The sequence below is a fragment of the Kocuria sp. CPCC 205235 genome (assembly GCF_040980905.1).
In the GTDB taxonomy this organism is placed as follows: Bacteria; Actinomycetota; Actinomycetes; order Actinomycetales; family Micrococcaceae; genus Kocuria; species Kocuria carniphila.
This window is the reverse complement of sequence record NZ_JAVKPR010000022.1, coordinates 1-19,749: the sequence shown is the minus strand read 5'-3', so window position 1 is coordinate 19,749 and position 19,749 is coordinate 1. Positions and strand designations below refer to the sequence as shown.

Below are 19,749 nucleotides of genomic sequence, written 5' to 3'. Positions count from 1 at the left end.
AATATCCATAAGTAGGGAGTTATCGTGGCGGTCAATATGACTCGGCTCGCTTCGTGTTTCGTGGCCGTGAGTGAGCACCTGCATTTCGGCCGCGCAGCGGAGCAACTCGGAATGAGTCAACCAGCGTTGTCGCAGGCCATTCGACAGCTTGAAACCGTGCTGAGATGCCAACTGTTCATTCGATCTGGCTCCGGCGTGACTCTCACCCGAGATGGCGAGACGACTCTGATGCGAGCTCGCACTCTGATCAGGGCCGAGCAGGACTTCGTGGCCACCCGCGATCGAGCGGTTCCGTTGCTCGGGATCGCCCACGAGGTTCCCCAAGAGTTTGCTCTTGCACTCATTCAACGTCTGCAACCAGTGACCGCCGTGCGCGGCTCGAGCGCCCAGTGCCTAGCGGACGTGCGTTCGGGAGCGTTGGCCGCCGGCGTCGTCGTCACCCCAGCCCTGTTCACCGGTGTGAAGCCGCTGGTTGGCGCAGCAGCGCAGGTGACGCTCTGGACTACCCGGCGCGGGGGCGCCATCACCACGGCCGCACAGTTGCGCACGGCGGCGGGGGCCGAACTTGGCGTTTCACCGCGTCGCTGGAACACAGCCGCGGCGCAAGAAGTCCAGGACGGTGTGCATCGTGCCGGGGCCGCGGCAGCCCTCACCGAAGTCGAGGACGATGTGGCCGCGTTCAATGTCATCGCCCGAGGCGGGTGCGTGCTCAACCTGGGCCGCGAGGTTCCCGGGTGCACAGGTCGGCGCGTTGATTCCGCCCTGCTACGGGCTGGATTTCAGCTCGTTGTTCAGCCCACCATTCGGGACGACGCTGGATGGGCGGAAGCCTTCACCGCGGTATTCGACCACCAGGATCACTCATGACGTGGCTCGAGGACTCACTGGAACAGATCGCCGACGACGCCGTTGTCGAGTTCACCGTCAGCGCCCGTCACCTTGGCACCGGAACACGGTTCGACGTGCGCGCCGATGTTCCCTGGACTGCGGGTTCCACGTACAAGCTCATCGTGGCGGCGGCCTGGCTGGAGGCGACCGCGGAGGGGATCGTGGATCCGCGCCGCCGAATACTGGTCGACGAACACGTCCGTCGGGACGGGCCGACGGGACTCTCGCTCAGCGATGATCCTGTGGAACTCAGCTACCGGGATCTGGTGCGGTCCATGCTGATCGTCTCGGACAACACGGCAGCCCACTGGATCTGGTCCGATCTAGGGGCCGAGTACATCCAGGAGAAACTGAACACCTGGGGCGCCGATGCCACAAGCATCGTCGACACCGGGCGGCAGGACTTCTCCCGCAGGGAACTGACGACAGGCGACGATCTCTGGCCCAATGAATTGGAAATGTTCACGTCAGAGAAGACCGACCTGCAGCTCTTCAGCGTCACCTCCGCCTCTGATCTGCGCGCAATTCTGGAGCGGCTGTGGACCAATCAGCTTGCGACTCCGGAGCTCTGCTCCTGGATGCGGGCCGTCCTGGGGCAGCAGCTCTTTCGACATCGGTTGGCGAGCGGGTTCGATTACGACGGCGTGGAGGTTGCCGGCAAGACCGGCACTTGGGGGCCGTACCGCCATGAAGCGGGCGCGGTCACCCATCCCGGTGAGCCTCCGGTGATCATCAGTGTGATGACCCGCTCCGCACGCGCTGCCCAGCAGCAGCCCCTCGCTCATGCTGCCGTGGGCCACATCGCGGCCGTGATCGTTCAGGCGATGAGGCAGGGGTGGACAGGGGAGTAATCGCGGGCCCTGGGGCGGCCCTTGATCCCGCCCCGCGCTCGTTCGGTGAGGCCCGCGAGGACAGGGATTCAAGAAGGCAGAGATTCGTAGGACTTTTTCAAGACAGCCGCCGCTGTATCGTTCGCCCGGCACGTCGACATGGGCACCTGCCCGAACTCCGCCCGTGGGATCGGCTCGCGGCACAGCTGAGCCGTCCGTTTCGTATCCCAATTGACGTATACATACCAGCCATCAGCCTCCTCGGATACCGACCGCACCACGCCGACGGCGCACACCTCCTGCCGCTTGGACAGGTACGCCCAGATCACATCACCGGCCCGCATGCTCCGATAACCGCTCCGCAGACACCACCGATCGATCTGCTGCGAGCACCCGATGGCCTCCCACGCGGCGGTGGCATCGGAACGGGTCAGCCAATCCGTCGGCTGGAACTCCAGGTGCGCGGCCGGATTAATCGGCAGCAGCCAGTGCACCGTCACGCAGACTCTCCGGAGGACAGCAGCGCGTCATACCCTTCGCGGTAGGTGGGGTACCGGAGTTCCCCCACAAATCGGTGCATCAGAGATGCGTCCAGCACTTTGCCCCGAGGCGCGCCGCCAGAAGTTGTGGAGCTGTCCGGAGACACGGGGACACCCAGCAACCCGGCAATGTGCGCGGCCACATCCCCCAACAGCGCGGGTTCGGTGTCCACGGCATGCAACAACGGGGGTGGCCCGGGAGACTCCAGCACCGCCTGCAGCACAGTGACCAGATCGTCCCGATGGATCCGATTAGTCATGCGGTTATGAGCCAGAGCATCGCCCCGGCGCACTCGGTCGATCAACGACGTCCGTCCCGGCCCATAAATCCCCGCCGGTCGAACGATCACCAGACCGGGGAACAGTTCCGCCGCCAGCTCTTCTGCCGCCAGCAGCACACGGGCAGTGTCCCGCTCAGGAGAAGGTGCGGTTTCTTCCGTAACGACCTCTCCGTCACCGCCACCCAGCACCCCGGTTGAGGACACCAGCACTACGCGCTTGGGCGCACTTTCACCCGAGAGCAGTGCGCGATGCAAGCCTCGCAAGGCGCCCAAATATGTACGTTCATAGGCATCTACGTCGCGACCGTCGGCGGTCAGAGTGATGACCACGGCATCAGCCGACGGCAACGCAACTGTTCCCGGATCCATCAGATCCAGAGCGAAAGGTGAGATCTCCGCCGGAAGGTGATCGGGGCGGCGTCGTACCCCCGTGGCGCGCCAACCGCGCTGCACAAGTCGCTGCCCCAGGGCAGTGCCGAGATCACCGCAACCGGCCAGAAGTACGTGGTGAGTCATGACTCAAGCCTTTCATTCGCGACCGAGAAGCAGCTGCCCGCGATCACATTCACCGGACGTCAGAAGTTCAGCGGTCACTGTCGAACGCCTGAGCAATGTCCCCGAGCTGCGCCATCAGCTGGTGATAGTCCTTCCCCTGCATGGGGAACCGCGCCGCAATCTTCTCGGGAACCTTCTCGGCGAGCGCGCGGAGATCGCGACCGGCATCAGTGAGGCCGATCAAGCGGCGTCGTTCGTCGTGCTCGTCGCGGCGCCGAACCACGAGCCCGCGCTGCTCGAGTCGGCGCAGCACCGGGGTGAGGGTGCCACTGTCCAGGCCGAGGAGGTCTCCGAGCTGGCCCACGCCCTGCGGCTTGCTTTCCTGCCAGAGCGCGAGCATGACCAGGTACTGCGGGTACGTCAGACCCAGTTGGTCGAGCTCAGATTTGTAGGCGCGCACCACGGCATGGCTGGCGCGGTAGAGGGCGAAACACAGCTGGTTGTCGAGATCCAGCGGAGAGGTCGAGGCGGTCACAGGGGAATTTTAGCAAGAACCCTGGACACATTTAGATTGTGCGCAATATAGTTGTGTCATCTCAACAACAGAAGGAGACATCATGGAACCGATGTACACCGCAGAAGCCCTGAGCACCGGCGACGGCCGCTCCGGCCACGTCAGCACCAGCGACGACCGCGTCTCCATCGACCTGGCCCCGCCCAAGGAAATGGGTGGCAGCGGCAACGGCAGCAACCCCGAGCAGCTGTTCGCCGCCGGGTACGCCGCGTGCTTCCACTCGGCCTTACAGATGGTGGCCAAGTCCGCGAAGAAGGACCTGGGCGATTCCGCCGTGGGCGCCCAGGTAAGCATCGGCAAGGAAGGCGAGGGCTTTGGCCTGTCCGTGGTCCTCGAGGCCGTCATCCCCAACCTGCCCGAAGACGAAGCTCGGGAACTGGTCGAACAGGCGCACCAGGTCTGCCCGTACTCCAATGCGACTCGCGGCAACATCGAGGTCGAGCTGCGCGTCACTGACGAGTAAATCTCTCAATGGAGTTGGGCGGCGCGGTCTCGCTCTGAGCGGGCACGCGCCGCCCGCCGCCGCTCCGGCCTGCCTTCCGACCCACGTCACCTTGCATCCGCTCCCCCACCACTCGAAGTAGGTTCGCTGTATGTCTTCTCTCCGCCGCCGCTCCGCCCGCGAGCGCTCCCAGACGATCACCCGCGTTGTCCTCGGCTCCTTCATGACGTTCGCCGGGATCTCCCACATGACGTTCGCGCGCGATGAGTTTCAGGCGCAGGTTCCGGACTGGATGCCTGTGGATCACGACCTGGTGGTGCTGGGTTCCGGAGTGGTGGAGATTTCGCTCGGTGCGGCCATGTTGGCCCTACCCAAGCATCGTCGAGTGGTGGGTATCGCGCTGGCCACGTTCTATGTGCTGATCTTCCCGGGCAATATCGCGCAGTACGTGGAGGGCACGGATGCCTTCGGGCTGGACACGGACGGCAAGCGACTGGCGCGACTTTTCGGGCAACCCCTGTTGATTGCCGGCGCATTGTGGGCCGGGGGCATCCCCGGTCGCCGTCGGCGAGTCGCATCGCGAGACGACATCTGAGGCTTCGGTTCGCGAGATCTGGGCCTCCTGAGAAGCGATCCCCTGCCATAAATGTCACCGAGGCTCCTCACTGACATCTACGCATTTTCGAGTGCCATGGACGAAGACAGCTCCCGGTGCGCCGCCACCTGGTCCAGTAGCGTCTGCGCCTTCTCCTCGACGCCGGCCACGACGTCCTCACCCGCAACGAATCGCAGCGGAGGGGTCTCCAGGTTCGCCAGCGTGACGAGCGCGGCGCCGAGCTTGGCGGGATCGCCGGGCTGCTGGCCGTTCATGCCCTTCCAGTTCTCAATGGTTTGGGCCGTGCGCTCCTTGTAATCGTCGATGGACAGCGCCGGCCAGTTCGTGGAGGCCTCCTCGACCAGGAGCTCGGTTCGGAAGAAACCGGGTTCCACGATGGTCGTGTGGATGCCGAACGGCTCCAAGTCGAAGCGCAGCGATTCCATCCAGCCCTCCAGCGCGAACTTCGACGATGCGTAGGCCGCGCAGAATTCCTGGCCGATGATGCCCGCGGCAGAGGTAATGGTGAAGACGTGCCCACCACGCTGCTTGCGCATTACCGGAAGAATCGCGCGGGTCACGTTCAGCGGGCCGAAGAAGTTGGTCTCCATCTGACGGCGCATCTGCTCATCGCTGATCTCCTCGAAGAACCCCGCGTAGAAATTGCCCGCGTTGTTGACCAGCACGTCGATACTCCCGAAGCGTTCCACCGCGGCCTGCACGGCAGTCTCGGAGTCGGACGATTGGGTGACATCCAAGGACAGGGCCAGCAGATTCTCGTGCTCACCGATCGCCTGGGTGACCCGGGCGGCGTCGCGAGCCGTCCCGACAACGTTGTGACCGGCGTCGAGCGCGGCCTTGGCCAGGTCGATGCCCATGCCGCGGGCGGCTCCGGTGATGAACCAAACGTTGCTCATGGTGATGCCTTTCGGTCGGAGAAGTCGCCTGGTGAGCGACCGGGTATCCCAGTCAACCGGTGCGCGCCCGAACTAACCAGACCCCTATAAGAGGTGCCCCGCCAGGACCCCTCTGGTTCGGCAAGCATGGGGTACGTTCAATCTCGTGGACCAGCAGGATGACCTTACCCAGTTCCTCGTCTCGCGGCGGGCCAAGCTCAATCTCCAGCGGGCGGGCCTCCCGGACTTCGGGGGACGACGCCGCGTGCCTGGGTTGCGACGCGAAGAGGTCGCCTTACTCGCAGGCATCAGTTCCGAGTACTACAAGCGCTTGGAACGGGGCAACGTCAAGGGCGTCTCGGGGCCCGTGATCAATGGGATCAGCCGCGCACTCCAGCTGGATGATGCGGAGCACTCTCATCTTGAGGCGCTCATCCGGTCGGCAACCATCCGGGCTCGCCCGCCCCGCAGACGCCCGGAACGGACCGTTCCTTCAGATCCTGTCCTGCAGCAGACCATAGACGCAATGTCGACCGTTCCCGTGTTCGTGCAGAACGGGCGGCTGGATGCGGTGGCCACCAACCGCTTGGGTAGGGCTCTGTTCTCGGAGATGTTCATGGACGACCAAATCCCGGTGAATGCCGCGCGCTTCCTATTTCTCGAGCCCAAGGCTCGGACGTTCTATCGAGATTGGGACGCCAACACCCACCAGATCGTTGCGCTGCTTCGTGCCGAAGCCGGGCGGTCCCCCTATGACCAACAGCTACGCGAGCTTGTGGACGAACTGTCATTCCGCAGCGATTTGTTCCACGAACTGTGGGGGTCCCACGACGTGCGCGAACATCGCACTGGCCTCAAGAGCGTGCATCACCCGAGCGTGGGGGATCTCGATCTTTCCTACCTCGCGATGGATCTCACTTCTGAGCCGGGTCTGCAAATGCTGGTGTTCTCCGCAGAGCCGGACTCGAACACTTACCTCCGGTTGCAACAGCTGTAGGAGCTGAAAGCCCCCTCATTACGAGGTCAGGTGTACACCACTAACCCAGACACCCGTTAGGCCACCCCTAAAAACCTTGGCAGTCGGACTCGACAGTTGTAGAGTGATCGTCATCACTCGCAACCTCTCCAGGGTGCCCTCTAGGGCTTCTCATCTTTGGGACCGAGAGCGTGGAGTGCACCCTGGAGGATCCAACCATGCACCCGATTCAGGGTCCGGGGTCCATGAAGGCAGAATTCACCAAATCAACGGCGATCCGTCCACACCTCTTTGTGGGAAATGTCAGACGTCCGCTCTCAGGGTTGGGTTCAGGGCCACGTTGCACTCGTCGGCGACGCCGTCGTCCTCGAGCAGAGGCTGCCCAGGCGCAGTCGTGCCACTTCGCGCGACTCATGTTCGTGGGTAACTCAAACCCCGCGGCTCCTCGCGGCCGTGGGGACACCCACTAGGAGCAACACATGATCGATGAGACACCGTCCGAGCAACGTCAATCCGTACGACCGAATAAACGGAGGAAAACGTGGCCGTTGTGGCTACGAATCACGGGAACTGTAGTCGGTACAGCGCTCACCTTGCTGGGTCTCCTGTGGGCACTGCAAGGTGCCGATCTAGTTCGGATCGAACCCATCGGGTGTGTGGCGAACTGCGAGCCGATCACCGAAGGATCGATCGGGTGGCTTGCTACCGGAGTTCTGGCCGCGCTGGTGGGTCTGTGGTTGGTATATGTCGCCATCCGTCGACGCCGCTGACTCACCTTCCCGGCCAACCTCTGCGCATGGAGCACTACGCCGAGGGGTGGCGAGTGCATCGGCCAGCCTCTGGGTGGAGTTACTTTGGGCCGCGGTCACCGGTCACGCAGTGAAGGCTATTCATGTGACGTTTCGACCCCGAGGTCGATGAATCTGGCCAGCCGACACTTCAGTTCCACCGCGGACTGTCGCTGCATCTGCGGGCTGGTGATGTTGGACAGGAACAACCCGTCCATATAGGCAATCACGTCTCCTGCCAGGAGCCGCGCCTCCTGTGGGTCAGCCAACGGGAACAGGGAGGTGAGTTTGTCCCTAAATCGGTTGGTTCCGGCCGTGAGAGCAGCATGGATCTCAGGGCGCCGAGCCGCCTCGAGCATCAGCTCGTAGCGGGCGAGAGTGCGGATCCGACCGACCCCGGACAGAGACTCGTCCAGAATATGCCCCATGAAGGAGGCAGGGTCATTGCCGCCCTGATCCACCAATGCGATATCGAGTTCCGCGAGTCTGGGTGCCGCGGCACCAAGCAACTCGGCACGGGAGCGGAAGTAATAAGACGTGGAGCCTTTAGGTAAACCGGCCTGCGCATCCACGGCTCTATGCGTGAGGCCACGACTGCCCTGCTCTGCCAGCAAGGTGATCACGGCATCCGCAATCCGGGTTCGACGATCCGACACCGGGGGCATCCATACATCCTCTCGACCCGAAAACTCAACAGGCGTAGAGTATCAGGCGGACGCCGAACCCTCCCTCTCGAGACGGAGATGACCATGGCGGACCTGGTAACCATCACCATCTGGGCACTGTTCGTGGCCAACTCACTGTGGCTGCCGCGCCTATCCGGTCACGCGGGTTTCATCAGGTTTGTCCTCGCCATGGCGGTCAATGAAATCCCACTGGTCTTCATAGTGGTGATCGCGGTGAGTCTCGCCATCAGCCGGCGAGGCGATCTACCCACCGGATGGCTAGGCAGAGCCTGGTGGCTGTCTTGGGTGTTAATCGGTGCGGCCCTGGTATGGATACAAATTCGGGCCCGCACAGCTCGCCCCGCTTTAGAATCCGCGTTGTCTAAATCCCTCGGACAGAATTGGCGTGCTGAGATCCGGCCAGAGCTGGCAGGGCAACTGAACACACGCGCGCGTTGGTGGCCCGGCATTCTTCTCCCCTTCCAGCGTCACCGCCGTGATGTGGAGCGGATCCGGAACCTTAGCTACGGGCCCGATCCTCGATTTCACCGGCTCGATATATACCGATCCCGACATATAAAAAGGCCAAACCCTGTTCTCATTCATCTTCACGAGGGCGGATTCGTACAGGGCGGCAAAAGCCGCGAAGCCGTCACACTACTGAATCTGCTGGCCGCCCACGGGTGGCTGTGCATCAGCGCCAACTATCGACTCCGCAGAGCCGCCGAATTCCCGAACCCCCTGGTGGACACTAAGCGAGCCATCGCCTGGGCGCGAGAGCACGCGGATGACTTTGATGCTGATGCCTCGCAGGTCTACCTGGTCGGCTGCTCCGCAGGAGGACACCTGGCCGCTTCCGCCGCGCTCACGCCCAACCAACCGCGGTTCCAGCCGGGTTTCGAGGACGCCAAGACCGATATCGCCGGTGTCATTTCCATCTACGGATACCTGGGTGCGCGTACGGATGATCCCGCAAGTTCACCCGTTGCCCTGGCCCATCACGAGGCTCCGCCCATGCTGCTCATTCAAGGCGCCAACGACTCCATGCTTCCTCCTGGGGCGCGTGGAGGGTGGGCCGACAGCCTGCGCTCGGCCTCACGGTCGCCGGTGGTCTACGCCGAACTTCCCAACACACAGCACGCCTTCGACTACCTGGCCTCGGTCCGCGCACGGGCCACCGCCGACGCCGCCGAGGCATTCCTCGCGTGGGTGCGTTCAAGGGAGCAGCCAGCCAAAACGATGGAGCACCGCATCGACCCGCGCCTCCCCTGAAACGCTAGAGCTATGCTTCCGCGCGAGGACCGCGCACGGAGTATCTGGCGCACAAGAACGCTCGGTTGCGATCAAACTCTTGGAGTTCCAGGTTGAACGCGTCGGTGAACAACGGGCGACCGGAACCGAGGAAGACCGGAGCGATCGAGACCATGACCTCGCCCAACATCCCTGCTCGGGCGAATTGAGTAGCCAGGCCGCCGCCGCCCACAATCCACACATCCTTATCCCCGGCTGCAGACACCAGCTCTGCACGGTGCTCCCCCGGTGTGCCGGAGACCGTTTGGATGGTGTCAGCCACGGGCGTCAGGTCCCGGTGCGTGAAGACGTAGGTGGGCACCTCGTACGGCCACGGCTCACCACTGGTCATGTTGTGGTCCACGATCCATTGGTAGGTGGTGTGCCCCATTGCCAGGACTCCGATATCGGCCATGAAGCGGTTGTAGTTCATGAAACCGTGCGCATCGATTGGCTGAGTGACCAGCCAGTCGAGACTGTCGTGGTCGTCGGCGATGAAACCGTCCAGGGAGGACGCAACGTAGAAGCGGTAATTGGTCATGATTCTCCAATCCTCCTGCGATGCCACAGGATGGGGTCCGGGTCGAGCTGGCCCGCGCCGGCGTCAATACCGGCGCCGGCGAGCATCCACCGAACTAGTTGTCGGCGGTGCGTGGAATAGGTGAGTTCGTGCGCCACGATCTGTGAGAGCAAGAACGACTCAGGTGGATCGCAGAGTGCATCGAGCACCCTGTCTTGCCACGCACCGCGACGGTCGATGTCACGAATCAGAGCGATCCATCGAGGGCCGGTGACTGCGTGCCGCTCGGCAAGTTCGGCGACGCCGTCGGGGCCAGTGAGGTCCGGCTCGGTCTCTCCAGCAATGGAAGCCAGCCATGGTTCTTTGCTCACCACCAAGTGACGAAGAACCTGAGCAATCGATTCATCCGGCCCGTCCCAACTTCGCGGGTGGCTACCGGGCAAGCGAGTACGTCGATACTCCAGATCGCTCAGGCCGCGCGCGGCTACCAGGAGTGCATTGATGTCGTCCAGATCGTGCCGAACGAGTAATCCGACCACATCACCGGCGGGCTGCTCATGCGCCTCACCTGCGTCGACATACAACGCCGTGGGTGAGTGGAAGTGAATTCCGTTGGGCGCCGGCAGCCAATGCCCCCGCTGAGATTCCGGTGGCATCCCCGTGGGTGGATGTCCGAAGGCACGATGAAAAGCCCTCGAGAACCCTTCGACCGAGTCGTAACCGGCACCGAACGCGGCGTCCGTGACAGTTTTCCCGCGCTGCAATTGCCACGCGGCTTGTTCCAGCACGACCCGGCGGCGCAATGCCACCGGCGACTCGCCACTTCCGTTCGCACCTGGCGTGCGAAGTGGAACGGGGAGGTGTAGGCGCCCGCAGCCATGTCTTCAAGGCTCCGATGCTCATCATCGAGCAGCGCATTAAGAAGTCGATGTAGCGGATCGGGTGTGGAAGTGGACATGGTTCAAGTATTCGCCGCCCGGCCGCCACGTGCATGACCGTTCTTGCGCGATCTGCGGGACGGGCGCAGAGCAGGCGACCAGAGCGGCGTCGTCCCCCGCGCAGTCCGTTAAACAGAACCGGCCCCGAGCGAACGAATCGCTCGGGGCCAGAACTCAAGAGGAGGAACTATGCGCGTTCCGTCAGCTCGATCGAAGTCACGTTGAACTTGGAGTTCGCCGTTCCCTCCACGGTGTAGTCGCAGGAACCGAAGTTGCCCGAGACCGTCACGGGGTAGGAAATGGACGTCACGTGATCGCGGTTGGTCGCGCCGTTGGCGGAGTCGCGGTTCGAGTCGTCCAGGCGGAAGCTCGGCGCGAAGGCTGCGCCGCCACCCGGGAAGACACCCGAGTTGGTACCGCCGGCGACCACCGGTGCGTTGTAGGTCTCACCGTTGAGCAGGGTGACCTCTGCCGGGCCGGATGCTGTCAAGGTGGCCTGGGTGCCGGACTGCACGTTACCGCCGGTCCAGTACGAGCCGAAGGTGATCTGCTTGTCCAGCAGGTTGCCGGCCGCCTCGGTGTGGGACGGCGCGGTCAACGAAAAGTCGCTGGCCGAGGGGCAGGACTCCGCTGCGGTTGCTGCGGGGGCCTGGGGTGCCTCCGGAGTGGGCGCTGCAGAAGCGGCCGGTGCCACAGTGAACGAGAGGGCTGCCACGGTTGCGGCGGTCGTCAAAATGCGGTTGGTCTTCTTCATCATGCTGATTCCTCCTTTGGATCAGCAAGCCAACTTACTAGCACGTAACCCCGGCTCGTCAAGGCCGACGACGCCGCTCGCCTCCTTACATTCCTCTCTCACCTGGGGTTTCAGGCGATTTTCAGATGCCTTGCGCCTGCAGGATCGCGATCTTCTGCCAGACCTTGCGGGCCATGTCTGAGGTGAGGGTTTCGATGCCTTCAACGGCATCCAGTACATCCCCGTCGGTGGTGTCCTCGGCGAAAAGGGCCGCTGTCTTGCCGACGAGCGAGAGCATTTCCGTACAGTAATCGAAGTAGTGGGTGAGCTGTTCACGAGTGAGGTCCAGCCCTCCGTCCTCCCGCGATCCTCGCTGGAGCCTCTCGGGCACCTTGGTGAGCTGGTGCATGTCGATCACGTGCGCGAGTGATCGCAGCCGGTGGACGAGTCGCAGCACACGAGCGCGTTCCAACCGTTGCGGCACGGCTACCAGGAAGAAGATGGCGATGCCCGCGAAGACCAGGTTGTTGACCACGGTTTCGAGTAGCGGGAGCCAGTCGATGGGTCCCAGGGCATCCGGACTCGACCAGATACTCGCTGCGGCGAGAACAATGGCACCGCCAAAGATCGCGAGGACCGCAATGATCCCCAGGCGAGAGAGTAGCCGGGCCAGCCTGATGCGGCGCCGGCTGATGCCGCCACCACTGGTGACCTCATCCACGAGTCCCACCAATTCACCGCAAACCTCCCACAGTCCGCGATCCGGGAAGCGTGAGTAGATGCGCTTCTGCAGAGCAGCTGTGGATTCACGGACGGCGGTGCTGTCCAGGTGTTGGTAGCGAGAACCGGCCGGAGGAGCGTCGTCGTGATCGTCGGGCCGGGCGGGGAGTTCTGCGGGATAAGGCACCCATTGAGGGTACGGGACGAGCAGTTCAATCCCGTAGGGCTACCCGGCGGTGAAACTTGGCGATCGACTGAAATTTATCCGCGGGAACTGAGTAGATCGACACCAGATCCCGCAAGATCGGCGCGAGCAGCCTTTCGACCCGTGATGGCCATGGCGAGCGCCTCCGGGGTCCCCGTCACTTCCAGACCTGCTCCAAAGCTCGTCTCCCAACCCCGAGGACGGAACGATAGGCCTCTGATACGCGCTGGCGTGGTGAGGCTGGCCGCCGCTTTGCCAGACGTCAGGTAGGGCAGGAGATCCAGCCAGTCCTCACTTCGGACATCAGCGGCAAGCCCGAGAGGGCGCGCGATATCGCGCAGGTGGATGCAGGTCTCCGCGAACGGGCCCATAGGGCCCACCCTCGGCGGGCTGACTTCATCGCTGGCGTGCTGGCGCAAAAGGGCCACGAGACGCGCCGGCTCAATAACTGCGTTACGGCGCATGATGTGGTCGATGGTGGCGGCCGTATTCCCCCGGTAGCGCAGCGACGTCACAAAGAATTGCCCGAATCCTACGAGCATGGGCTGAAGGAAATGAGCCGCCATATGTCGCACGGTCCAGCCCTCACAAAGTGTCTCTGCACCCCATTGGACTGGGTCGAGGGACTCGAGGACGTCGGCGATCTCACGTCTGTTGCGGGTGGTCCGCGCGAAGATTCCGTTGGTATTCATGACTCATGTCCTGGTTCCTGCCGCCGAGGCTGCGGCTCGTGCCTTGATGTCGTGGTTGAGATCCCCGAGCACCCTGATGGTTGTTCTCAGATCCTGCTCGCTGCACTGCGGAGCAAGAAGGGCGAGTTGGGCGCGTTCACGATCGTGCAGCCCCGTGAAGGCTCGAGAGCCTTTTTCAGTGGGTTGGATGAGCACAGATCTACGGTGTGCCGGGTTGGGCTTGGACTCCACATGACCCAACTTGATCAGCTCATCTACATGGCGTTGAACATTCTGACGAGCCAAGGACAGTCGAGACGCAGCCTGAGGCACCGTCATGGGCGCCCCGTCCAGCAGCACTTCCATGACCGCCCGAGACCCTACGGTCCAGCCCAAGTCACGCACCTCCGCCTCAACGACCCGTGCAGAATTGAGCACCATTGGGCGAACAGCTCTGAGAATCTCATACACGGTGTCTCCACGCTTCATCATGACATCAATGATGTCATGATGAAGCGTGGACGGCAAGAGATGCTCTGGCCACATCCGCGATAGCACATGAAAAGGGCCGCCAATCCTTTCGGATCGACGGCCCTCCCCAGCTAGAACATCAACTCACCGGTCGAACCGCGCTCCCGCAGGGTTCGGCGGCAGCAGGTAGAAAACCAACAGAATGAGCGGCCCAAGGAACGGAATAAGACTCAGTAAGTACAGGAATCCGGACATGTTCACGTCGTGCAGTCGCCGCACGGCGAGCGCGATGCTCGGAATGATGTGGGCCAACAGGAACACGAGGAACAGCAGCGACAAGAAGATCCCCAACCCGTTGGGCTCACTCCTCACCGAGTATGAGTAGGACGTCGCGGATGTGACCGTATTACTGTTCACTACCTCGCTGCCAACCGTGCCGATGAGCACCATGAACAGGCCGTATACCAGGAACATGAAGAGTGCGACCCACCAGTACTCGGATCGGCTGGCGCGCCCGGAGAACTGTGCGTATTTCTTGTAGAACCGCTTGATGGCTTGGCCGGGACCCACGGGAACGCCCGGCTGGGAACCTCGTTGCTGGTACCCGCCCTGGTCGTAACCGGGTGCGTCACCGGGCCGATACTGGTCGATGGCCGGAGCGGCGTCGTAATGGGTGGAATCGCTGGTCTGCTGGTCTCCTGGCTGGGAGCCATAAGAATGGGGGGTGCTCATGTCATGCCCTTCACAATTGCGAACGTTGTGATTAGAGACACTATCTCCTGAGGAACAGCTGTAGCACTACCTCGCGCCAGAACGTTATGAATTCGATGTCCGGCGCCGCCATTACCCGACGACCGCCACCAGCAACAGCGGACCCCACAGGAACATGTGCGCGCCATTGCCGATCATCAACCCCAGCGGCGCCCTGGAAGGTCCAAATGTCACAGGCTGCCACAGGGGGATGTGGCCGAATCTCGTTTTCGTTGAGCGGAGCGACCCACGCGCGACGTTTGCAGATCAACCCGTCCCGCATTGGGGATTTCTCACATATCCGGGCCCCTCAATAGCGGCGTCGAAGGCGGTTTTATCTTCAAGATGGCAGGCACCGAAGCCGGTCCAGGTGCGCCCTCAGGTCACCACTGGCGACCCCTCATACACTGCAAACTCGGGACGGCCCTGGTTCTTGTAGGTCTGAATGGTCAGCCCGCCCGGGGTGACTCGACTACTGACAAGGCGGAACCCAATCGGATCCATGCCATCGGGGAAAAGGCGGCGCCCCTGGCCCACTACCACCGGCGCTATAACCAGGCGCAGCTCGTCGACCAGGTCCGCAGCAAACAGACCTTGGGCAAGCACCGAGCTGCCATGGACCTGCAAGTCCCGGCCCAGCCGTGATTTGAGTTCGGCTACCTGCGCCGCGAGATCTCCCGAGAGGATGGTGGTGGGGTTCCATTCGGCACTGGTTAAGGTCTTAGATGCCACGTATTTCGGCAACCCGTTCATGAGCTCGGTGAACGGGTCGTCCGGGTCGGTGATCTGCGGCCAATCCCGGGCGAATGCCTCGTAAGTACGCCTCCCGAACATGAGGGCATCGGCTTGTTGGAGCCATTCGGTGCATTGCTGGATGAATTCCTTGTCCAGGTAAGGAACGAACCAGCCACCCCGTTCAAAATTCCCGCTGCGGTCCTCGTCCGGAGATCCCGGTCCTTGCGAGACACCATCGAGACTGACGAATTGCATGACAGTTAGTTTCATCGGTCAGGGTCCTTCCAAGTCCTACATTCTGTGAATTCACGAGCCGACCCGCGCTTGCGCAGGATCTGTACAACGCCGCCGCAGCCAGTAGCCAACCACTGCTACCAGGAGCAGTGGACCCCACAAGAAGATGGGCGCGTAGCAAACAATCATCAATACCCGCCAGAGCGCGGAGGGTACGGTCACCAGAAAAGCGGCCCAGGCCGCGAATTTGGCCCACGTCTGCGGAGAAACCGCGGGGCCGGGTTGCGCATTGATCAGATTGGATGCCTGGGTGGGCATGTTCTCAATCTAGTCCTGAACCGCGCCATTAATAAGGCCTCATGCCGCCCTCGAGACCAACCAGCTGTTGGGGGGAGGTCCCCGGCTCATTACGCGGGTTCGTAGACGACTCCAAGCAAGGAACCCTCACCTTAACTCCAGGGAACGGGTAGGTTAACGGTATTCGTTTTCTGTGAGCCCGGGTCGAGTACGGGCAGATCCCACAGGTGTTCGGCGACCGCACGGACATCGCACGCGAGGAGTTGTCATGGCCAGCCGGGTTCATCCTGCAATCCGACAGGTTGGCGTGGTCCTGGGGTACCTCTTGGTCTACGTCATGATCTGGGCGGGCCTTGCCATGCTCATTGCGGCCATCGGCATTCGCTACTACTTCGGCAAGATCTCATTCGGTCAGATGCGCCTCAACATCGTCACCGTGGAGACGGACGGCGGAGGTGGCCCACTGGTCTGGATGGGGATCCTGGGTATCGGCGTGCTTCCCCTGGTTGTCACCATCGGCATTGCCGTGTGGCAGTATTTCCGGCGCCGCAAGCGCCGTCGGCTGGGCTGTGACACCCGGCCCCAGGCCAAGAAATGGGCCATGCGCGGCCTCTCGACCGCCTTGGTTGCCGCGGTCGCGGCCGGCGGGACCACGGCGTTCGCCTCCACCGTGGGCATCGGCGACTACATCCGCTCGGCCAGTTCGCCGTACAACATGGGCGACTACTACGCGGAACCCACTGTCACCGGCACCGAAGCCAAGCGCAATCTGGTGACCATCTACTTGGAGTCCGGCGAGCAGACGCTGGCGAACGACGAGCACTTCGAGAAGGACGCCTTCGCTCCCCTGAAGGACGTCACCCGCCCCGAAGACGGCTGGCAGAGCATCGAGAACTTCGACCAGTACGAGGGCGGCGGCTGGACCATGTCCGGGTTGGTGTCCACGCAGTGTGGCGTGCCGCTCAAGGGCGTGGGGGCGTCCGTGGACAGCGGCTCCCCCGACCAGCTCGTGGGCAGCATGAACAGCTACCTGGGCGGTCTCACCTGCCTGGGTGACATCCTGGCGGAACAGGGTTACACCAACGTGTTCCTGGGCGGCGCCAACCCGTCCTTTGCCGCGAAGGGCACGTTCCTGGCAAACCACGGGTACACCAAGGACGTGGGTCTCGACGACTGGCGGGCCGCCGGGGAGCCCGAAGAGAGCTTTCGCAGCGACTGGGGCCTGAGCGACGAACGCCTGATGGCCAACGCCAAGAACGAGATCGACCAGCTCCACGCCACCGCGCAGCAGACCGGTCAGCCGTTCAACCTGTCCATGCTCACGCTGGACACCCACGAGCCGGTCCACATCTACGACTACTGCACCGTGGACACCGAGAGCGAAGTGACCTCCGCGTTCTTCTGCTCCATGACCCAGGTTGCGGACTTCGTGGAATATATGAACCAAATGGGATATCTCGAGGACACCTCCGTGGTCATCATGGGTGACCACCTCAAGCACATGAGTGCCGGCGACGCGTTCCACGAGCAGCTGGGCGGACACACCAACCGCACGATCTTCAACCGGATCTGGGTTCCGGGCGAGACCGGCACTCCCGAGACCCGCTCCGACGCCGATCAGCTCAACATGTTCCCCACCCTGATCGAGGCCGCCGGGCTGACGCTAGAGAATCGCGAGGCCGGCCTGGGCGTCTCCGCTTTCTCCCCGGACATCCCCGGGGATTCCGCGCAGAGTTTCGAACCTGATCCGTACAAGGACCTCTTGGAGTCCCGCTCGGAGCAGTTCTACTCCGAGGCCTGGGCGGCCCGCACCGCGCCGTAACGCGGTCCGTTCGGGATCCGCCGACGACGCCGCTCGCGTCCGACGGCGTTAAGGCGCCGTTGACGCCGGGCACAGTCCCACCCGGTGGCAATGCCGCTCGCGCCCTTGGTCAGGCGTCCGCGCCGAGCGCCTCCAGCACAGCGTCCCCGTACTCCACGAGTTTCTTCGCGCCGACGCCGCTCACGGCACCCAACGCACGCACAGTCTCCGGCTTCGCTTCCACGATGCCCACCAGGGTGGCATCCGAGAACACCATGTAGGGCGGGATCTGCTTCTCCTTGGCGACTGAGGTGCGCCATGTCCGCAATGACTCGAACGCTTCGCGATCCGCGGTCTCCAGACCCTCGGCGGCCGATGCGCGAGCGCCCCCGGCGGAACGAGCGCGACCGCGAGCGGGCGACGTCGGCGCCCTGTCCACCGCCAAGTCCAGGGTGACCTCGCCGCGCAGAACGGGACCGGCGTTCGGGCCGGGCACCAGCACGCCGTAGTCGCCCACGGCCTCCACGATCCCGCGCGCGAGGAGTTGCCGCAGCACCGAACGCCACTCCCGCTCGGTGAGCTCCGTGCCGATCCCCCACACGCTGAGCTCGTGGTGGCGCGATTCGACGGAGCGTTCGTTCTCGCGACCGAGCAGAATGTCGAAGACCTTGCCCGAACCGAACTGCTGGCTGCGCTCGCGCTGCAGCCGGATGAGCGTGGACAGCAGCTTCTGCGCGGGCACCGTGGCGTCCCACATCTTGGGTGGTTTGAGGCATGTATCGCAGTTGCCGCACGGCTCCGACTCCTGCCCGAAATACCGCAGCAGCTGCACGCGGCGGCACGAAACGGTCTCGCACAGGGCGAGCATCGCGTCCAGGTGCGAGCGGGCGTTGCGCATGTGCAGTTCGCTGCCCTCGCCGCGGTCGATGAGGCGGCGCTGGTTGACGACGTCGCCCAGGCCGTACGCCATCCACGCGGTCGACGGAAGTCCGTCGCGTCCCGCGCGGCCCGTCTCCTGGTAGTAGCCCTCGATGCTCTTGGGGAGGTCCAGGTGGGCGACGAAGCGCACGTCCGGTTTGTCGATGCCCATGCCGAATGCGATGGTCGCGACGATGACGATGCCCTCTTCACGCAGGAACCGTTCTTGGTGGTCGTGCCGGACGGACGCGTCGAGCCCCGCGTGGTACGGCAGGGCCGCGATCCCGTGCTTCTCCAACCACTCCGCGGTGGTCTCAACGCTTTTGCGGGAGAGGCAGTAGACGATGCCGGCGTCGCCGTCGTGCTCGGTGCTGATGAATTTCAGCAGCTGGTCGCGGCCGCGGTCCTTGGGTTCGATCCGGTACTGGATGTTGGGGCGATCGAAGTTGGAGACGAAGTGCTCGGCGTTCTCCATGCGCAGGCGCTCGGTGATCTCACGGTGCGTGCTGCGGGTGGCCGTGGCCGTCAATGCAATCCGAGGGACGTTCGGGAACGCGTCCGCCAGCACAGACAGACCCAGATAATCGGGGCGGAAATCGTGGCCCCACTGGGCGACGCAGTGTGCCTCATCGATTGCGAAAAGGGCGATCTGAGCCCGGCGCAGCAAGTCGAGGGTGCGCGGCAGGATCAAACGCTCGGGCGCCATGTAGAGCAGGCCGATCTCACCGGCGAGCAGTTGCTGTTCGACCGCCTGCGCTTCCTGGAAATCCAGGGATGAGTTGAGGAACGCCGCGCGGATGCCGACCGCTTCAAGCGCTGCCACCTGGTCGGACATCAGTGCGATCAGAGGCGAAACCACGATCCCGGTGCCCTCTCTGAGGATCGACGGGATCTGATAACACAGCGACTTTCCGCCACCGGTGGGCATGAGAACCACCGCTTCTCCCCCGTTCATCACCTGGTCGATGATGGCGGCCTGCTCACCGCGGAACTCGTCGTAGCCAAAAACATCGGAGAGGACGCTCAGGGGTGTGGGGGCGGCGTCGACGGTCTGCATAGCGGTGTGGTGGTCCTGCATGGTCTCCACACTATGTCCGGCGGGGAGGTCCTCGTTACGGTGCGCCGATATGCTCTTGGATCAGCGCAGCAAAGCGCACGCGACTGACGTTGTTGGGCAGCTCGATGGGGCTGCGCCGCCGTGTGATCTGCTTCCCCAGCGGTCGAAGAATTCTTGCTGTGTCCAAGCGGCGTCCAATGAGCGGTCGGGAGTCAAGTCGCCAAGAGAGCTCCGGATGCTCTTCTCGGATTTCCAGCAGTGTGTTGAGGTCCGCAAGATCCTTTGTCGAATGCCTGCTACTCCAGCTGTGAGCCTTGAGAATCGCTGCCACCTCCACAGACGGCACACGTGTTTGATATTCAATAATCTGGCTCTTCACAATCGAGGGTGTAGTTGCGGTCTGAAGCCGCCGGCCTCGAGCAGGCTGCGGGCGATGTAGT

Annotated in this window: 23 protein-coding genes and 1 pseudogene; 8 read left to right on the top strand and 16 right to left on the bottom strand. The window is 63.1% G+C overall.

Going from position 1 to position 19,749, the window contains the following annotated elements:
• Positions 1–36: 36 nt before the first annotated feature.
• From RF638_RS13075 to RF638_RS13065, 3 genes and pseudogenes are all read left to right on the top strand, one after another.
• Positions 37–207, top strand: a pseudogene (locus RF638_RS13075) (LysR family transcriptional regulator); the annotation flags it as partial.
• A gap of 21 nt (positions 208–228) precedes the next feature.
• Positions 229–867 carry a hypothetical protein gene (locus RF638_RS13070; protein ID WP_368842202.1) on the top strand — a complete coding sequence of 213 codons (639 nt, stop codon included), beginning with the start codon at positions 229–231 and terminating at the stop codon, positions 865–867.
• A complete protein-coding gene (locus tag RF638_RS13065; RefSeq protein ID WP_368842188.1) occupies positions 864–1,739 on the top strand; it encodes a serine hydrolase in 876 nt (291 codons plus the stop codon). Before RF638_RS13070 ends, RF638_RS13065 begins: the two co-directional genes overlap by 4 nt.
• A gap of 68 nt (positions 1,740–1,807) precedes the next feature.
• Here the strand turns inward: RF638_RS13065 and RF638_RS13060 are convergent, their stop codons facing one another.
• From RF638_RS13060 to RF638_RS13050, 3 genes are all read right to left on the bottom strand, one after another.
• Positions 1,808–2,218 carry a hypothetical protein gene (locus tag RF638_RS13060; protein WP_368842187.1) on the bottom strand — a complete coding sequence of 137 codons (411 nt, stop codon included), beginning with the start codon at positions 2,216–2,218 and terminating at the stop codon, positions 1,808–1,810.
• Positions 2,215–3,054 carry an NAD(P)H-binding protein gene (locus tag RF638_RS13055; protein ID WP_368842186.1) on the bottom strand — a complete coding sequence of 280 codons (840 nt, stop codon included), beginning with the start codon at positions 3,052–3,054 and terminating at the stop codon, positions 2,215–2,217. The genes RF638_RS13060 and RF638_RS13055 overlap by 4 nt, the downstream gene beginning before the upstream one ends.
• 67 nt (positions 3,055–3,121) lie before the next feature.
• Positions 3,122–3,568: a MarR family winged helix-turn-helix transcriptional regulator gene (locus tag RF638_RS13050; RefSeq protein ID WP_095797152.1), complete on the bottom strand. Its 447-nt coding sequence runs from the start codon at positions 3,566–3,568 to the stop codon at positions 3,122–3,124.
• An 82-nt stretch (positions 3,569–3,650) separates the two neighbouring features.
• Between RF638_RS13050 and RF638_RS13045 the strand changes: the two genes are divergently transcribed.
• Entirely contained in the window at positions 3,651–4,070 is a 420-nt protein-coding gene (locus RF638_RS13045; protein WP_095797153.1) for an organic hydroperoxide resistance protein, read from the top strand.
• A gap of 130 nt (positions 4,071–4,200) precedes the next feature.
• Positions 4,201–4,644: a hypothetical protein gene (locus RF638_RS13040; RefSeq protein WP_016995939.1), complete on the top strand. Its 444-nt coding sequence runs from the start codon at positions 4,201–4,203 to the stop codon at positions 4,642–4,644.
• A gap of 77 nt (positions 4,645–4,721) precedes the next feature.
• Here RF638_RS13040 and RF638_RS13035 read toward each other — a convergent pair whose 3' ends face one another.
• The gene (locus RF638_RS13035) at positions 4,722–5,561 is read right to left on the bottom strand and encodes an SDR family oxidoreductase (RefSeq protein WP_368842185.1); all 840 of its coding nucleotides are present in this window, start codon (positions 5,559–5,561) and stop codon (positions 4,722–4,724) included.
• 145 nt (positions 5,562–5,706) lie between these two features.
• Here RF638_RS13035 and RF638_RS13030 point away from each other — a divergent pair, with 145 nt between their 5' ends.
• A complete protein-coding gene (locus RF638_RS13030) occupies positions 5,707–6,537 on the top strand; it encodes a helix-turn-helix domain-containing protein (protein ID WP_016995941.1) in 831 nt (276 codons plus the stop codon).
• Positions 6,538–7,402: 865 nt separating this feature from the next.
• Here RF638_RS13030 and RF638_RS13025 read toward each other — a convergent pair.
• Positions 7,403–7,969 (bottom strand): TetR/AcrR family transcriptional regulator, encoded by a 567-nt coding sequence (locus RF638_RS13025; RefSeq protein WP_095797155.1) that lies wholly within the window; start codon positions 7,967–7,969, stop codon positions 7,403–7,405.
• Here RF638_RS13025 and RF638_RS13020 point away from each other — a divergent pair.
• On the top strand, positions 7,883–9,241 hold the full coding sequence (locus RF638_RS13020; RefSeq protein ID WP_368842184.1) for an alpha/beta hydrolase: 1,359 nt from the start codon (positions 7,883–7,885) through the stop codon (positions 9,239–9,241). The two genes, RF638_RS13025 and RF638_RS13020, sit on opposite strands and share 87 nt — an antisense overlap.
• A gap of 10 nt (positions 9,242–9,251) precedes the next feature.
• Here RF638_RS13020 and RF638_RS13015 read toward each other — a convergent pair whose 3' ends face one another.
• The 9 genes from RF638_RS13015 to RF638_RS12975 form a co-directional block, all read right to left on the bottom strand.
• Entirely contained in the window at positions 9,252–9,800 is a 549-nt protein-coding gene (locus RF638_RS13015) for a dihydrofolate reductase family protein (RefSeq protein ID WP_368842183.1), read from the bottom strand.
• The gene (locus RF638_RS13010) at positions 9,797–10,588 is read right to left on the bottom strand and encodes a helix-turn-helix domain-containing protein (protein WP_368629375.1); all 792 of its coding nucleotides are present in this window, start codon (positions 10,586–10,588) and stop codon (positions 9,797–9,799) included. The genes RF638_RS13015 and RF638_RS13010 overlap by 4 nt, the downstream gene beginning before the upstream one ends.
• A 316-nt stretch (positions 10,589–10,904) precedes the next feature.
• On the bottom strand, positions 10,905–11,474 hold the full coding sequence (locus RF638_RS13005; protein WP_368842181.1) for a hypothetical protein: 570 nt from the start codon (positions 11,472–11,474) through the stop codon (positions 10,905–10,907).
• Positions 11,475–11,592: 118 nt separating this feature from the next.
• Positions 11,593–12,357 carry a hypothetical protein gene (locus tag RF638_RS13000; RefSeq protein ID WP_315278299.1) on the bottom strand — a complete coding sequence of 255 codons (765 nt, stop codon included), beginning with the start codon at positions 12,355–12,357 and terminating at the stop codon, positions 11,593–11,595.
• A gap of 74 nt (positions 12,358–12,431) precedes the next feature.
• Positions 12,432–13,067: a maleylpyruvate isomerase family mycothiol-dependent enzyme gene (locus RF638_RS12995; RefSeq protein WP_368842180.1), complete on the bottom strand. Its 636-nt coding sequence runs from the start codon at positions 13,065–13,067 to the stop codon at positions 12,432–12,434.
• Positions 13,068–13,070: 3 nt separating this feature from the next.
• The gene (locus tag RF638_RS12990; RefSeq protein WP_165189259.1) at positions 13,071–13,538 is read right to left on the bottom strand and encodes a MarR family winged helix-turn-helix transcriptional regulator; all 468 of its coding nucleotides are present in this window, start codon (positions 13,536–13,538) and stop codon (positions 13,071–13,073) included.
• 123 nt (positions 13,539–13,661) lie between these two features.
• Complete coding sequence (locus RF638_RS12985) at positions 13,662–14,249, bottom strand: DUF805 domain-containing protein (RefSeq protein ID WP_129700245.1); 588 nt, start codon at positions 14,247–14,249, stop codon at positions 13,662–13,664.
• A gap of 396 nt (positions 14,250–14,645) precedes the next feature.
• On the bottom strand, positions 14,646–15,257 hold the full coding sequence (locus RF638_RS12980) for a dihydrofolate reductase family protein (protein ID WP_368842179.1): 612 nt from the start codon (positions 15,255–15,257) through the stop codon (positions 14,646–14,648).
• Positions 15,258–15,308: 51 nt separating this feature from the next.
• A complete protein-coding gene (locus RF638_RS12975) occupies positions 15,309–15,554 on the bottom strand; it encodes a hypothetical protein (RefSeq protein ID WP_129700241.1) in 246 nt (81 codons plus the stop codon).
• 247 nt (positions 15,555–15,801) lie between these two features.
• Between RF638_RS12975 and RF638_RS12970 the strand changes: the two genes are divergently transcribed.
• On the top strand, positions 15,802–17,355 hold the full coding sequence (locus RF638_RS12970; RefSeq protein ID WP_238663073.1) for an LTA synthase family protein: 1,554 nt from the start codon (positions 15,802–15,804) through the stop codon (positions 17,353–17,355).
• 109 nt (positions 17,356–17,464) lie between these two features.
• On the opposite strand, the gene recQ is transcribed toward RF638_RS12970, so the two are convergent.
• Positions 17,465–19,330 carry a DNA helicase RecQ gene (recQ, locus tag RF638_RS12965; RefSeq protein WP_368842178.1) on the bottom strand — a complete coding sequence of 622 codons (1,866 nt, stop codon included), beginning with the start codon at positions 19,328–19,330 and terminating at the stop codon, positions 17,465–17,467.
• A 34-nt stretch (positions 19,331–19,364) separates the two neighbouring features.
• Positions 19,365–19,749 (bottom strand): hypothetical protein (locus tag RF638_RS12960; RefSeq protein WP_368842177.1); only part of this gene is annotated, 385 nt, incomplete at its 5' end.

Coding starts and splice junctions, on each gene's coding strand:
- RF638_RS13070 (WP_368842202.1), top strand. CDS start 229: ATGCGAGCTCGCACTCTGATCAGGGCCGAGCAGGACTTCGTGGCCACC.
- RF638_RS13065 (WP_368842188.1), top strand. CDS start 864: ATGACGTGGCTCGAGGACTCACTGGAACAGATCGCCGACGACGCCGTT.
- RF638_RS13055 (WP_368842186.1), bottom strand. CDS start 3,054: ATGACTCACCACGTACTTCTGGCCGGTTGCGGTGATCTCGGCACTGCC.
- RF638_RS13045 (WP_095797153.1), top strand. CDS start 3,651: ATGGAACCGATGTACACCGCAGAAGCCCTGAGCACCGGCGACGGCCGC.
- RF638_RS13040 (WP_016995939.1), top strand. CDS start 4,201: ATGTCTTCTCTCCGCCGCCGCTCCGCCCGCGAGCGCTCCCAGACGATC.
- RF638_RS13035 (WP_368842185.1), bottom strand. CDS start 5,561: ATGAGCAACGTTTGGTTCATCACCGGAGCCGCCCGCGGCATGGGCATC.
- RF638_RS13020 (WP_368842184.1), top strand. CDS start 7,883: ATGCGTGAGGCCACGACTGCCCTGCTCTGCCAGCAAGGTGATCACGGC.
- RF638_RS13025 (WP_095797155.1), bottom strand. CDS start 7,969: ATGCCCCCGGTGTCGGATCGTCGAACCCGGATTGCGGATGCCGTGATC.
- RF638_RS13015 (WP_368842183.1), bottom strand. CDS start 9,800: ATGACCAATTACCGCTTCTACGTTGCGTCCTCCCTGGACGGTTTCATC.
- RF638_RS13005 (WP_368842181.1), bottom strand. CDS start 11,474: ATGATGAAGAAGACCAACCGCATTTTGACGACCGCCGCAACCGTGGCA.
- RF638_RS12995 (WP_368842180.1), bottom strand. CDS start 13,067: ATGAATACCAACGGAATCTTCGCGCGGACCACCCGCAACAGACGTGAG.
- RF638_RS12990 (WP_165189259.1), bottom strand. CDS start 13,538: ATGATGAAGCGTGGAGACACCGTGTATGAGATTCTCAGAGCTGTTCGC.
- RF638_RS12985 (WP_129700245.1), bottom strand. CDS start 14,249: ATGAGCACCCCCCATTCTTATGGCTCCCAGCCAGGAGACCAGCAGACC.
- RF638_RS12980 (WP_368842179.1), bottom strand. CDS start 15,257: ATGCAATTCGTCAGTCTCGATGGTGTCTCGCAAGGACCGGGATCTCCG.
- RF638_RS12975 (WP_129700241.1), bottom strand. CDS start 15,554: ATGCCCACCCAGGCATCCAATCTGATCAATGCGCAACCCGGCCCCGCG.
- RF638_RS12970 (WP_238663073.1), top strand. CDS start 15,802: ATGGCCAGCCGGGTTCATCCTGCAATCCGACAGGTTGGCGTGGTCCTG.
- recQ (WP_368842178.1), bottom strand. CDS start 19,330: ATGCAGGACCACCACACCGCTATGCAGACCGTCGACGCCGCCCCCACA.